Source organism: Escherichia sp. WS33, from assembly GCF_046486385.1.
GTDB lineage: Bacteria > Pseudomonadota > Gammaproteobacteria > Enterobacterales > Enterobacteriaceae > ECMA0423.
The window spans coordinates 102,461-115,107 of record NZ_JBJQLJ010000010.1 but is presented as its reverse complement, the minus strand read 5'-3'; the positions used below and the strand labels follow the sequence as shown (position 1 = coordinate 115,107).

General features: G+C 47.4%; 10 protein-coding genes and 2 pseudogenes. 10 read left to right on the top strand and 2 right to left on the bottom strand.

Annotation, left to right across the window (positions count from 1 at the left end; genetic code table 11):
- Positions 1–116 precede the first annotated feature (116 nt).
- The 3 genes and pseudogenes from ACJHXA_RS10905 to ubiA all read left to right on the top strand — a co-directional run bounded on the left by ACJHXA_RS10905 (position 117) and on the right by ubiA (position 3,302).
- Positions 117–1,697: pseudogene (locus ACJHXA_RS10905) on the top strand (SopA family protein).
- A gap of 222 nt (positions 1,698–1,919) precedes the next feature.
- Positions 1,920–2,417 carry a chorismate lyase gene (gene ubiC / locus ACJHXA_RS10900; protein WP_001297295.1) on the top strand — a complete coding sequence of 166 codons (498 nt, stop codon included), beginning with the start codon at positions 1,920–1,922 and terminating at the stop codon, positions 2,415–2,417.
- Between the two features lie 12 nt (positions 2,418–2,429).
- A complete protein-coding gene (gene ubiA, locus ACJHXA_RS10895) occupies positions 2,430–3,302 on the top strand; it encodes a 4-hydroxybenzoate octaprenyltransferase (RefSeq protein WP_000455228.1) in 873 nt (290 codons plus the stop codon).
- A gap of 154 nt (positions 3,303–3,456) precedes the next feature.
- Here ubiA and plsB read toward each other — a convergent pair whose 3' ends face one another.
- A complete protein-coding gene (plsB, locus tag ACJHXA_RS10890) occupies positions 3,457–5,880 on the bottom strand; it encodes a glycerol-3-phosphate 1-O-acyltransferase PlsB (RefSeq protein WP_000017354.1) in 2,424 nt (807 codons plus the stop codon).
- A gap of 170 nt (positions 5,881–6,050) precedes the next feature.
- Between plsB and dgkA the strand changes: the two genes are divergently transcribed.
- The 4 genes from dgkA (at position 6,051) to ACJHXA_RS10870 (ending at position 8,860) form a co-directional block, all read left to right on the top strand.
- On the top strand, positions 6,051–6,419 hold the full coding sequence (gene dgkA, locus ACJHXA_RS10885) for a diacylglycerol kinase (protein ID WP_000002907.1): 369 nt from the start codon (positions 6,051–6,053) through the stop codon (positions 6,417–6,419).
- Positions 6,420–6,528: 109 nt separating this feature from the next.
- Complete coding sequence (gene lexA, locus ACJHXA_RS10880; protein ID WP_000646078.1) at positions 6,529–7,137, top strand: transcriptional repressor LexA; 609 nt, start codon at positions 6,529–6,531, stop codon at positions 7,135–7,137.
- Positions 7,138–7,209: 72 nt separating this feature from the next.
- On the top strand, positions 7,210–8,535 hold the full coding sequence (gene dinF / locus ACJHXA_RS10875) for an MATE family efflux transporter DinF (RefSeq protein ID WP_001298861.1): 1,326 nt from the start codon (positions 7,210–7,212) through the stop codon (positions 8,533–8,535).
- Positions 8,536–8,650: 115 nt separating this feature from the next.
- Complete coding sequence (locus ACJHXA_RS10870) at positions 8,651–8,860, top strand: CsbD family protein (protein WP_001030593.1); 210 nt, start codon at positions 8,651–8,653, stop codon at positions 8,858–8,860.
- A gap of 41 nt (positions 8,861–8,901) precedes the next feature.
- Here ACJHXA_RS10870 and zur read toward each other — a convergent pair whose 3' ends face one another.
- Complete coding sequence (zur, locus tag ACJHXA_RS10865) at positions 8,902–9,417, bottom strand: zinc uptake transcriptional repressor Zur (protein ID WP_001295691.1); 516 nt, start codon at positions 9,415–9,417, stop codon at positions 8,902–8,904.
- A gap of 317 nt (positions 9,418–9,734) precedes the next feature.
- Here zur and ACJHXA_RS10860 point away from each other — a divergent pair.
- The 3 genes and pseudogenes from ACJHXA_RS10860 to pspG all read left to right on the top strand — a co-directional run bounded on the left by ACJHXA_RS10860 (position 9,735) and on the right by pspG (position 12,502).
- A pseudogene (locus ACJHXA_RS10860) lies at positions 9,735–10,725 on the top strand (DUF2713 family protein).
- A 363-nt stretch (positions 10,726–11,088) separates the two neighbouring features.
- Positions 11,089–12,126, top strand: coding sequence for a tRNA dihydrouridine(20/20a) synthase DusA (gene dusA / locus ACJHXA_RS10855; protein WP_001298868.1), 1,038 nt, complete (start codon positions 11,089–11,091; stop codon positions 12,124–12,126).
- A gap of 133 nt (positions 12,127–12,259) precedes the next feature.
- The gene (pspG, locus tag ACJHXA_RS10850) at positions 12,260–12,502 is read left to right on the top strand and encodes an envelope stress response protein PspG (RefSeq protein WP_000891389.1); all 243 of its coding nucleotides are present in this window, start codon (positions 12,260–12,262) and stop codon (positions 12,500–12,502) included.
- The last annotated feature ends 145 nt before the right edge of the window (positions 12,503–12,647 follow it).

Here is a 12,647-nt window from a genome sequence, read left to right as displayed (position 1 = left end):
ACTAAGAATATCCATTATCTCAATGCCTTATCAGAGATTCTTTTCCTTTCGCCGGTAGTGTCTGGACATTCAGGCTACTTTTCCAGGTTATTTTATTTCTGTTATGCAGAGGTTTTATGATAAGTCATATCCTAAATTCTGGCGGCAATAACTCTTTGATGAAACATGATGTGGTGCAAGGAAATAATATAGTAGATCTTGATTTACTACGTAATTTCAATGGGGTGCCAGGTTTAAACAGAGATAACTTTATTTATATCAGCAATATTTTTTCAAATATAAAACAACGGAACGAAAAAATCATGCAATAAATATGTTTCGTGAAGTCTCAATCAGTAATGATACTATAAGTGTAAAATTCTACAGAAATGAAAAAAATTGAATGCGCTTGCAATTTTCTGATGGATAAAGATGCGCAGGGGTATATCGACCTGTCTGATTTGGATTTAACAAGTTGTCATTTTAAAGGTGACGTTATATCGAAGGTGTCTTTTTTATCATCAAATCTACAACATGTAACATTCGAATGTAAAGAAATTGGGGATTGCAATTTTACTACTGCAATAGTTGATAATGTCATATTTAGATGTCGACGTTTACACAATGTGATTTTTATCAAAGCGAGTGGTGAATGTGTCGATTTCAGCAAAAATATTCTTGATACAGTTGACTTCTCGCAGAGTCAACTTACTCAGAGTAATTTTCGCGAATATCAGATTAGAAATTCAAACTTCGATAATTGTTATCTTTACGCTTCGCACTTCACCAGAGCAGAGTTTCTGTCTGCCAAAGAAATATCATTTATTAAATCGAATATGACAGCTGTTATGTTTGATCATGTGCGAATATCGACAGGGAATTTTAAAGATTGCATTACAGAACAATTGGAATTAACTATTGATTATTCAGATATATTTGGGAATGAAGATCTCGATGGTTATATCAATAACATTATAAAAATGATTGATACATTGCCAGATAATGCAATGATATTGAAATCCGTTCTGGCAGTAAAACTGGTTATGCAATTAAAAATTCTTAATATTGTTAATAAAAACTTTATTGAGAATATGAAGAAAACATTTAGCCATTGTCCTTATATAAAAGATCCAATTATACGCAGTTATATCCATTCTGGTGAAGATAACAAGTTCGATGATTTTATGCGTCAACATCGATTCAGCAAGGTGGATTTCGATACCCAACAGATGATCCATTTTATTAACAGGTTTAATATGAATAAAGGGCTGATTGATAAAAATAACAATTTTTTTATCCAACTTATCGATCAGGCCTTACGATCAACGGATGATATGATCAAAGCAAATGCCTGGTATCTTTATAAAGAGTGGATTCGTAGTGATGATGTTTCACCTATATTTATAGAAACTGAAGAAAAGTTAAGAACCTTTAACACTAATAAATTAACACGAAACGATAATATATTTATCCTGTTCTCCTCTGTCGATGATGGGCCTGTTATGGTGGTAAGCTCCCAGCGCTTACATGATATGTTGAATCCTACAAAAGATACCAATTGGAATTCCACGTATATCTACAAATCCAGACATGAGATGTTGCCTGTTAATCTTACTCAGGAAACACTTTTCAGCTCCAAATCTCATGGTAAATATGCGCTTTTCCCCATTTTTACTGCGAGTTGGCGAGCTCATCGTATAATGAATAAGGGTGTTTAAGTAAAGGAAAACATCACCGTTCCTGGCATCCTGGGCGGTGATGCCCCTATGGTTGCCCTCTCCAGCGCGGGCATCGGCAAAGCGTAAGGTTCAACAGCGTTTTACCACTTCATGCGATTGTTGCGTTTTTGTTGCGTATTAGATCACTTAATTTGCTTTACATCTCCCGTAAACACTTTTCTGCGATACAATGCCTTTACGTTATGTAACGGAGAGTTCGGCATGTCACACCCCGCGTTAACGCAACTGCGTGCGCTGCGCTATTTTAAAGAGATCCCTGCCCTGGAACCGCAACTGCTCGACTGGCTGTTGCTGGAGGATTCCATGACAAAACGTTTTGAACAGCAGGGAAAAACGGTAAGCGTGACGATGATCCGCGAAGGGTTTGTCGAGCAGAATGAAATCCCCGAAGAACTGCCGCTGCTGCCGAAAGAGTCTCGTTACTGGTTACGTGAAATTTTGTTATGTGCCGATGGTGAACCGTGGCTTGCCGGTCGTACCGTCGTTCCTGTGTCAACGTTAAGCGGGCCGGAGCTGGCGTTACAAAAATTGGGTAAAACGCCGTTAGGACGCTATCTGTTCACATCATCGACATTAACCCGGGACTTTATTGAGATAGGCCGTGATGCCGGACTGTGGGGGCGACGTTCCCGCCTGCGATTAAGCGGTAAACCGCTGTTGCTAACAGAACTGTTTTTACCGGCGTCACCGTTGTACTAAGAGGAAAAAAATATGGAGTGGAGTCTGACGCAGAATAAGCTGCTGGCGTTTCATCGCTTAATGCGTACGGATAAGCCAATTGGCGCGTTACTGCTGCTCTGGCCAACATTATGGGCGTTGTGGGTGGCGACACCGGGCGTTCCTCAGCTCTGGATCCTGGCGGTATTTGTCGCGGGTGTCTGGCTGATGCGCGCTGCTGGATGTGTGGTGAATGATTATGCTGACCGAAAGTTTGATGGTCATGTTAAGCGCACGGCGAACCGACCACTTCCCAGCGGCGCGGTAACAGAGAAAGAGGCGCGCGCGCTGTTTGTAGTGCTGGTACTGATTTCGTTTTTACTGGTACTGACGCTGAATACGATGACCATTCTGTTGTCGATTGCCGCTCTGGCGTTGGCGTGGGTGTACCCGTTTATGAAGCGGTATACCCATCTCCCGCAAGTGGTGCTGGGCGCGGCGTTTGGCTGGTCGATTCCAATGGCTTTTGCCGCTGTGAGTGAGTCGGTGCCATTGAGTTGCTGGTTAATGTTCCTCGCCAATATTCTCTGGGCGGTGGCTTACGACACGCAGTATGCGATGGTTGACCGCGATGATGATGTGAAGATTGGCATTAAATCCACGGCAATCCTGTTCGGCCAATACGATAAATTGATTATTGGTATTTTGCAGATTGGCGTACTGGCACTGATGGCGATCATCGGTGAGTTAAATGGCTTAGGCTGGGGATATTACTGGTCAATTGTGGTGGCTGGCGCGCTGTTTGTTTATCAACAAAAACTGATTGCCAACCGCGAGCGTGAAGCCTGCTTTAAAGCATTTATGAATAATAACTATGTTGGTCTGGTACTGTTTTTAGGACTGGCAATGAGTTACTGGCATTTCTGATGATGTAAAAAAGCCGGATGATCATCCGGCTTTCTTCTGGGTTGCCTTATGCGCGGCGCTTCTCAGGCCTACACAACACATCGCAATTTATTGAATTTGCAGATTATGGAAGGCCGGATAAGGCGTTTTCGCCGCATCCGGCAATTCTCTCTGATTACCCTTCGCCCTGCGTCGCACTCTCAATCGTCAAACGCACGTCTGATGTAATCAACTCCGCCAGCAACTGATAAACCTTCATCGTTTCTGCCGGTTCGGCGTCGCCGCTATCGCTGATATACCCTTCATCACGCAGCGTCAGCACCAGAGAACTGAACACCGCCTTGTCGAAGAACTCCGGCGCGTTGATGCCGTGCAGCACGGAGAGACGTTGCGCGACGGTGCGGCTCTCTTTCTCCAGCGTACCGCGGTTGATCGACGGGTTGGCACTCAACAACCAGAAGGTGATGGCATAACGTTGCAGCGTTTCGCGCGCGCCTGCGGCCAGCAGCTGTAGGGTGCGAGAATGCGCCGGGTTGATATGCAACTCATCATCTTGCAGGGTAATCAGCCCCTGACGTTGCATCTCATTTGCCAGCGCATCAATAACGTCCGGCAACTCGTCGCGATCCCAGCGCAGGAACAGCTCCGCTTTCAGCATTGGGTAAAGCACATTGACGTGCTCCATCAATACGTCGCGGGAGATGTGGCGATGCTGGGTGACAATTGCCGCCATCAGCGAAGGCAGCACCAACATATGCGCAATGTTGTTGCGATAGTAGGTCATCAGCACCGCTTGCTCGCGTGGCAGAATGATGATGTCGCCGATAGTGTCTTTCTCGACTTCAAACTTGTTCATTTGCAGCGCGTGATCGATAAGCTCGCTGGCGCTGGCTGAAGGAACGGTAGAGTCTGTGGAGTAAGGTACGTTGCGCATCAGATCCAGGTAGCAGTTGAGTTGCTCGGTTAACTGCTCGCGGGTGAGTGAGCGCTGACGTGATGCCAGAAGCGCAGTACAACACAGGTTCATGGCGTTTGCCGCGCCTGCGTTGTTAATGCGTACCATCAGATCGGCAGCAATATTATTGACCGTCGGCGTTAACCAGGCCGGACGCACCGCTTCGATGGGATCGATAGATTCACGCCAGTCTGGTACGTGCTGGTTAAGGTAGGTCATCAACGGCATTGGTTCACCGAAGTTGACGTAACCCTGACCGAGATTACGCAGCTTGCTTAAACCGCGCAGCATCTGCGGCAGGCTCTCTTTCTCTTTCGTCGCGCCGCGCAGTTCTTTGGCGTAAGTACCCACTTCCATGACGTGCTCATAACCGATATAGATCGGAATCAGCGTAATCGGACGCGTGCCGCCACGCAGCATCGCCTGAATGGTCATCGACAGCGTACCGGTTTTCGGATCCAGCAAACGCCCCGTGCGGGAACGACCGCCTTCCACGAAGTACTCGACGGAATAACCACGGCTGAACAGTTCGCCGAGATACTCACGGAAAACGGTGGAATAAAGTTTATTGCCTTTAAAAGTACGGCGAATAAAGAACGCCCCCAGACGGCGGAAAATCGGCCCGGCCGGCCAGAAGTTCAGGTTGATCCCGGCGGCGATATGCGGCGGCACCAGCCCCTGGTGGTACAGCACGTAAGAAAGTAGCAGGTAGTCCATGTGACTGCGGTGGCAAGGCACATACACCAGCTCATGACCGTCGTGGGCCAGCTGGCGAACGCGCTCGGCGTTATGGACGTTGATGCCCTGATAAAGTCGGTTCCAGGTGAAGCCCAGAATGCGGTCAGTCAGGCGGATCATCTCGTAAGAGAAATTCGCCGCAATCTCTTCCATCAGCGCAATCGCGTTCTGCTGCGCTTTTTCATGGGAGATTTTTTTGCTGCGCGCTTCATCTTCTACCGCTTTGGCAATGGCGCGGGAGGCGAGCAGCTTATTAAACAGATCCTGACGAGCAGGCAGACGTGGGCCCACAGCAGCCAGACGTTGACGGGCAAAGTGCATACGCGCCACGCGCGCCAGTTTCTGTGCGATAGTTTTATCCGTGCCGTGTTCATCCGCCATACGGCGCAGCGAAACTGACGGCGAGAAACGCACAAAACTGTCGCGACCGAGCCACAGTACGGCGAAAAATTTCTGTACGCCGTTAAGCATACGCAGCGGCGGGTTTACTTCGCCTTTTTCACGCCCCGGCGCGCGACCAAACATCACCGATACTGGCACCATCTGCACATCCAGATTTGGGTTGCTACGGTGCAAATCGAGATAGTCGTGGAACAGCTTAATAGACTCTTCTTTCGGCGTGTAATAGGTGAATACACGCGGCCCGCCGTGAATGAACACATAGCGCGGCAGTAGCGTGCCGTCGATTTCCAGCGGCTCTAACGGGTCAGGCAAGTCATGAGCCAGACACTGGGCGCGTAACGTCAGCAAATCTGCTTTCGAGTTGTACGGTAAAACGTACATAATTGGACGAGAAGTATCCAGCCCCAGTTCCGGGGCAGGATCTGCCGGAATAGACTTGCTTTTTACCAGGATGCTTAATGGTAAATTCAGTAATTTGTAGTAAATTCGTGGCCAGCCGGACATAAACGATGTAAAGCCTCTGGTTAATAATGCAAATGCGCGGCAAGGATAGCAGAAAGTCATGGGAAATTCTGTGGTATCCGCTCATGTTTCGCGCGGCGTTACGCAAACCCGAATCATCGGATTTAACGGTACACTGATATTGACGCTCATAATGTAAAAAGGTTCTTTCAATGGCCAATAATACCACTGGATTCACCCGAATTATCAAAGCTGCTGGCTATTCCTGGAAAGGTTTACGCGCTGCATGGATCAACGAAGCGGCATTCCGTCAGGAAGGCGTAGCGGTATTGTTGGCGGTGGTCATCGCCTGCTGGCTGGATGTGGACGCAATTACCCGCGTGCTGCTTATCAGCTCCGTGATGCTGGTGATGATTGTGGAAATTCTCAATAGCGCCATCGAAGCAGTGGTTGACCGAATTGGCTCTGAATACCATGAGCTTTCCGGACGCGCTAAAGATATGGGATCCGCCGCGGTGCTGATTGCCATTATCGTCGCCGTGATTACCTGGTGCATTCTGTTATGGTCGCATTTTGGATAACCCTTCCAGATTTCGATAAATCTCTGGTTTATTGTGCAGTTTATGGTTCCAAAATCGCCTTTTGCTGTATATACTCACAGCATAACTGTATATACACCCAGGGGGCGGAATGAAAGCGTTAACGGCCAGGCAACAAGAGGTGTTTGATCTCATCCGTGATCACATCAGCCAGACAGGTATGCCGCCGACGCGTGCGGAAATCGCGCAGCGTTTGGGGTTCCGTTCCCCAAACGCGGCTGAAGAACATCTGAAGGCGCTGGCACGCAAAGGCGTTATTGAAATTGTTTCCGGCGCATCACGCGGGATTCGTCTGTTGCAGGAAGAGGAAGAAGGGTTGCCGCTGGTAGGTCGTGTGGCTGCCGGTGAACCGCTTCTGGCGCAACAGCATATTGAAGGTCATTATCAGGTCGATCCTTCCTTGTTCAAGCCGAATGCTGATTTCCTGCTGCGCGTCAGCGGGATGTCGATGAAAGATATCGGCATTATGGATGGTGACTTGCTGGCAGTGCATAAAACTCAGGATGTACGTAACGGTCAGGTCGTTGTCGCACGTATTGATGACGAAGTTACCGTTAAGCGCCTGAAAAAACAGGGCAATAAAGTCGAACTGTTGCCAGAAAATAGCGAGTTTAAACCAATTGTCGTTGACCTTCGTCAGCAGAGCTTCACCATTGAAGGGCTGGCGGTTGGGGTTATTCGCAACGGCGACTGGCTGTAACATATCTCTGAGACCGCGATGCCGCCAGGCGTCGCGGTTTGTTTTTCATCTCTCTTCATCAGGCTTGTCTGCATGGCATTCCTCACTTCATCTGATAAAGCACTTTGGCATCTCGCCTTACCCATGATTTTCTCCAATATCACCGTTCCGTTGCTGGGACTGGTCGATACGGCGGTAATTGGTCATCTTGATAGCCCGGTTTATTTGGGCGGCGTGGCGGTTGGTGCAACGGCGACCAGCTTTCTCTTTATGCTGTTGCTGTTTTTACGCATGAGCACCACCGGGCTGACTGCGCAGGCTTATGGTGCCAAAAATCCTCAGGCATTAGCCCGTGCGCTGGTGCAACCGTTGCTGTTGGCGTTGGGGGCTGGGGCGTTAATTGCGCTGCTGCGTACACCGATTATCGATCTGGCGCTGCATATTGTTGGCGGTAGTGAAGCGGTCCTGGAACAGGCGCGGCGCTTTCTTGAAATCCGCTGGTTAAGCGCTCCGGCGTCGCTGGCGAATCTGGTATTACTCGGTTGGTTACTCGGCGTGCAATATGCCCGTGCGCCAGTAATTTTGTTAGTGGTCGGCAATATCCTCAACATTGTGCTGGATGTCTGGCTGGTGATGGGGCTGCATATGAACGTGCAGGGCGCGGCGCTGGCGACGGTTATTGCGGAATATGCAACATTGCTGATTGGTCTGCTAATGGTGCGTAAAATCCTCAAACTACGCGGAATTTCCGGCGAAATGCTGAAAACTGCCTGGCGAGGAAACTTCCGTCGCTTGCTGGCGCTTAACCGCGATATCATGCTGCGTTCGCTGTTGTTGCAACTCTGTTTCGGCGCGATCACCGTACTTGGTGCGCGACTGGGGAGTGACATTGTCGCTGTTAACGCGGTTCTGATGACGCTACTCACCTTTACCGCCTATGCGCTTGATGGTTTTGCCTACGCGGTTGAAGCGCACTCCGGTCAGGCATACGGTGCGCGCGACGGTAGCCAGTTGCTGGATGTATGGCGGGCAGCGTGCCGCCAGTCGGGGATTGTAGCGTTACTGTTTTCGGTGGTTTATTTGCTGGCAGGGGAACACATCATTGCGTTGCTGACGTCGTTAACCCAGATTCAGCAGCTGGCTGACCGCTATCTTATCTGGCAGGTGATTTTGCCGTTGGTTGGCGTCTGGTGTTATCTGCTGGACGGCATGTTTATAGGCGCAACGCGTGCCGCCGAAATGCGTAACAGTATGGCGGTGGCCGCCGCAGGTTTTGCGCTGACGCTCCTTACGCTGCCGTGGCTGGGTAATCATGGTTTGTGGCTGGCATTAACCGTCTTTCTGGCGTTGCGCGGGCTTTCTCTGGCGGCTATCTGGCGGCGTCACTGGCGCAACGGTACCTGGTTTGCCGCAACGTGACGGTTAAAAATTCTGAATAAATTATCCTAAGCCAAATTGCTGACTACACTTAATCTCACGTTCAGAAGAAAAGTGAACGTACTCTCATTCACAACCTAACGATGAGGTCTTGATTATGAATAAAGATGAAGCCGGCGGTAACTGGAAACAGTTTAAAGGTAAAGTGAAAGAGCAATGGGGCAAACTGACCGATGATGATATGACGATCATTGAAGGTAAACGTGATCAACTGGTCGGTAAAATCCAGGAACGTTATGGTTATCAGAAAGATCAGGCAGAAAAAGAGGTCGTGGATTGGGAAACCCGCAATGAATATCGCTGGTAATTAATCCCTCCTGCCCGACGTGTACAAGGATGTACGCCCTCTTAACGCGGTTTCTTTTTCACCTGCACAGAGTGATCATGCTGGCACTGTTCAGGATGACGACACGCTTCCACTTCCACGCATGCCGCACAGAGCCCATGTGCTTCAATCACATTATGCCGCAGGGCAAACCCCATTTTTGCCGCCAGCGTATGCATAATGTCTTCCACGCCTTCTGCACACTCTTCTTTCACCGCGCCGCAGCGATCGCATATAAACATGGCTGACGTATGCGTGGGCTGGTCGAACAGATGACAGAGCACATAACTGTTGGTGGATTCCACCTTATGCACAAAACCTTGCTCAAGCAGAAAATCCAGCGCGCGATAAACCGTTGGCGGCTTGGCTTGCGGTTCAGCTTCGCGCAGTAAATCAAGCAGATCATAAGCGCTGATAGCGCCATCCTGCAGACTCATCAGGCGCAACACTTCCAGGCGCTGTGGGGTCAGGCGCACATTACGCTGCGCGCAGATTTTTTCAGCCTGCGCTAATAACTCCTGCGTTGTGGTCTTTTCCATCGGGCACCTCAAAGTGGGGGTTAAGAATGTCCTTACTTTACCATGTTCCAGGAAAAACACCGAGAACCCTTATTGTTGCCGTAATGTTGATTTTCTGTTTTGTAGGTAAGGTGTTGTGTTGCCTTGTCGTACCATTATCAACACGATAATAATTAATAATTCATTTTTAAATAAATTGCTTCAAGTTAACTCGCTATTTATTTAACTGGGTTTAAACGCATACCTGTAGTTCAGAAATTATGAGCGATTTTTGATAGTGACCAGATGGCAAAAGAATTATAAGGAGGACACGGTACGACAAAAAAGGTAGATGAATCATGTTGAAGATAATACCCGGTGCAACTGGATACTTTAATAAAACACTCAATTCAAATCAATTCGATAATGAAGATGCAATCAAAGATAAATTAGATAATAGAGGTTCAATCAAAGGTAAATTAAATAATATATATGGTAAATCTATTGATTATGCAGCGCTGCGTCATCGGGATATAATTATTGCAAAAATAGATTTGTTTATTCAACGAATCACGCATAATTTATGGCATGCACGTAAAAAAATGTGTTTTTAATTGAGCAAATAAATGATCTCAAAATGTGGGTCAATAAGTATATTGACGATTGCACTGATGAGGATTTAAACGATCGTGACTTTATTGCATCAGTTGTTGACCGGGCTATTTTTCATTTCGCGATTAATAGTATATGTAATCCTGGGGATAATAAAGATGCGACTCCCATTGAACGATGTACTTTTGATGTAGAAACTAAGAATGGCCTTCCCTCCACGGTTCAGCTATTTTATGAGGAATCTAAGGATAATGAACCTTTAGCGAATATACATTTTCAAGCAATAGGTTCTGGTTTTTTAACGTTTGTTAATGCCTGCCAGGAACATGATGACAACAGCTTAAAATTATTTGCTTCGCTGTTAATTTCAATTTCATATTCTAGTGCCTACACAGATTTAGCCGGAGCAGAAAAAGTGAATATTAATGAATATAATGAGAACTATCTGACAGCTCAGTTTGAAGAATTATCTCAACGTGATATGAAGAAGTACCTGGGAGAGATGAAGCATCTGGCGGACCGGGGGGGATGAAATTTGATGACTATCTGGATAAAATGTCACTTCTGGTGAATGAAGGAAAGCTCGAACCTGATATTTTAAGCAAAATGCGAGATGCTGCACCGAAATTAATTGACTTTGCTAAGTCGTTTGACCCAAACTCAAAGGAAAAGATTAAAATACTTACAGATACTTCTAATTTAATTTATGATTTGTTCGGGGTTAAATCGGCGAAATAATATGTGAAGTTCTTCGATGGTATGGAAGGCATTACATAAAAGAACCTAATACTTATTGGGTTCTTTTTTCTTCTATCAGTGCCATTAGCAGGAAGAGATATCACCGGAGTTTAATGTGTGATTTTTTATTTATCGTCGAACCTGGATTGTTTATCATTGTCCTTAACAAGGCTAACGGCTAATAAGATTATTTCCATCACTTCGTGAGAGCTTCATGCCTTGATTTGATCTCAATTTTCTTTTGCAATGAGACAGGCGCTTCCTGTTGTTATGGTATAGTACCCCGCTATTGAGCCTCCTGAACAGTGATGCTGAATAACATAACCCAATGATATATCGATAAAATAATCTCTACATTTGAAAATGCACGGTAATTCTGAAATGCAAAAAATCAACCAAACCAGCGCAATGCCTGAAAAAACTGACGTTCACTGGAGTGGTCGGTTTAGCGTTGCACCAATGCTCGACTGGACGGACAGACATTGCCGCTATTTCTTGCGTCTGCTTTCCCGCAATACGTTGCTGTATACCGAAATGGTGACCACAGGGGCGATTATTCACGGTAAAGGTGATTACCTGGCGTACAGTGAAGAAGAACATCCGGTAGCGTTGCAACTCGGCGGTAGCGATCCGGCGGCGCTGGCGCAGTGTGCAAAGCTGGCAGAAGCGCGCGGATATGATGAGATCAACCTGAATGTCGGCTGCCCGTCTGACCGGGTGCAGAACGGCATGTTTGGTGCGTGTCTGATGGGTAATGCGCAGCTGGTTGCCGACTGCGTGAAAGCGATGCGCGATGTGGTGTCGATTCCAGTGACGGTGAAAACGCGTATTGGCATCGATGACCAGGACAGCTATGAATTTCTCTGCGATTTCATCAACACCGTTTCCGGCAAAGGCGAGTGTGAGATGTTTATCATCCACGCACGTAAAGCCTGGCTTTCGGGGTTAAGCCCGAAAGAAAACCGTGAAATCCCGCCGCTCGATTATCCGCGTGTGTATCAACTGAAGCGTGACTTTCCGCATCTGACAATGTCGATTAACGGTGGTATCAAGTCGCTGGAAGAGGCCAAAGCACACCTGCAACATATGGATGGCGTGATGGTCGGGCGCGAGGCGTATCAGAATCCGGGTATTCTGGCGGCGGTAGACCGGGAGATCTTTGGTTCCTCGGATACCGATGCCGATCCGGTGGCGGTAGTGCGCGCCATGTATCCGTACATTGAGCGTGAACTCAGCCAGGGGACGTATCTCGGCCATATTACCCGGCATATGTTGGGCTTGTTCCAGGGTATTCCTGGCGCGCGGCAGTGGCGGCGTTATTTAAGTGAAAATGCCCATAAAGCGGGTGCAGACATTAATGTGCTGGAACACGCGCTCAAACTGGTGGCGGATAAGCGTTAACTTTTCACCAAAAAGTAGTCAAATTCACCACGCCCTGCGCACCGTCGCGGGGCGTTTTGCTGTTAAATCAATAGATTATTTTTGGCATGATTCTTGTAATGCCAGCAAGAGATTTCATATTTGGGAGAGCATCATGCTGGAACTACTTTTTGTGTTTGGCTTTTTTGTCATGCTGATGGTCACCGGCGTTTCGTTGCTGGGCATTATCGCCGCGCTGGTTGTGGCGACGGCCATTATGTTCCTCGGCGGTATGCTGGCATTGATGATTAAGTTGCTGCCGTGGTTACTACTGGCGATTGCGGTGGTGTGGGTTATTAAGGCGATTAAAGCACCAAAAGTGCCGAAATATCAGCGTTATGACCGCTGGCGTTACTAAGGGATTGTGCGGATGATCACAACCTAAGGTTTTATCCTTAGAACAAAATAGGAATTGATAATCAAATCTGTCACTATTGCGCCTCTAACAGATTCATCGTGCTGTACCCTACATACAGCCGAACTATAAAAAGAAAGGGCTTCCC

Excerpts from the sequence above, each read along its gene's own strand:
- dusA (WP_001298868.1), top strand. The coding sequence starts at position 11,089 with ATGCACGGTAATTCTGAAATGCAAAAAATCAACCAAACCAGCGCAATG.
- lexA (WP_000646078.1), top strand. The coding sequence starts at position 6,529 with ATGAAAGCGTTAACGGCCAGGCAACAAGAGGTGTTTGATCTCATCCGT.
- pspG (WP_000891389.1), top strand. The coding sequence starts at position 12,260 with ATGCTGGAACTACTTTTTGTGTTTGGCTTTTTTGTCATGCTGATGGTC.
- ubiC (WP_001297295.1), top strand. The coding sequence starts at position 1,920 with ATGTCACACCCCGCGTTAACGCAACTGCGTGCGCTGCGCTATTTTAAA.
- dgkA (WP_000002907.1), top strand. The coding sequence starts at position 6,051 with ATGGCCAATAATACCACTGGATTCACCCGAATTATCAAAGCTGCTGGC.
- ACJHXA_RS10870 (WP_001030593.1), top strand. The coding sequence starts at position 8,651 with ATGAATAAAGATGAAGCCGGCGGTAACTGGAAACAGTTTAAAGGTAAA.
- plsB (WP_000017354.1), bottom strand. The coding sequence starts at position 5,880 with ATGTCCGGCTGGCCACGAATTTACTACAAATTACTGAATTTACCATTA.
- zur (WP_001295691.1), bottom strand. The coding sequence starts at position 9,417 with ATGGAAAAGACCACAACGCAGGAGTTATTAGCGCAGGCTGAAAAAATC.
- ubiA (WP_000455228.1), top strand. The coding sequence starts at position 2,430 with ATGGAGTGGAGTCTGACGCAGAATAAGCTGCTGGCGTTTCATCGCTTA.
- dinF (WP_001298861.1), top strand. The coding sequence starts at position 7,210 with ATGGCATTCCTCACTTCATCTGATAAAGCACTTTGGCATCTCGCCTTA.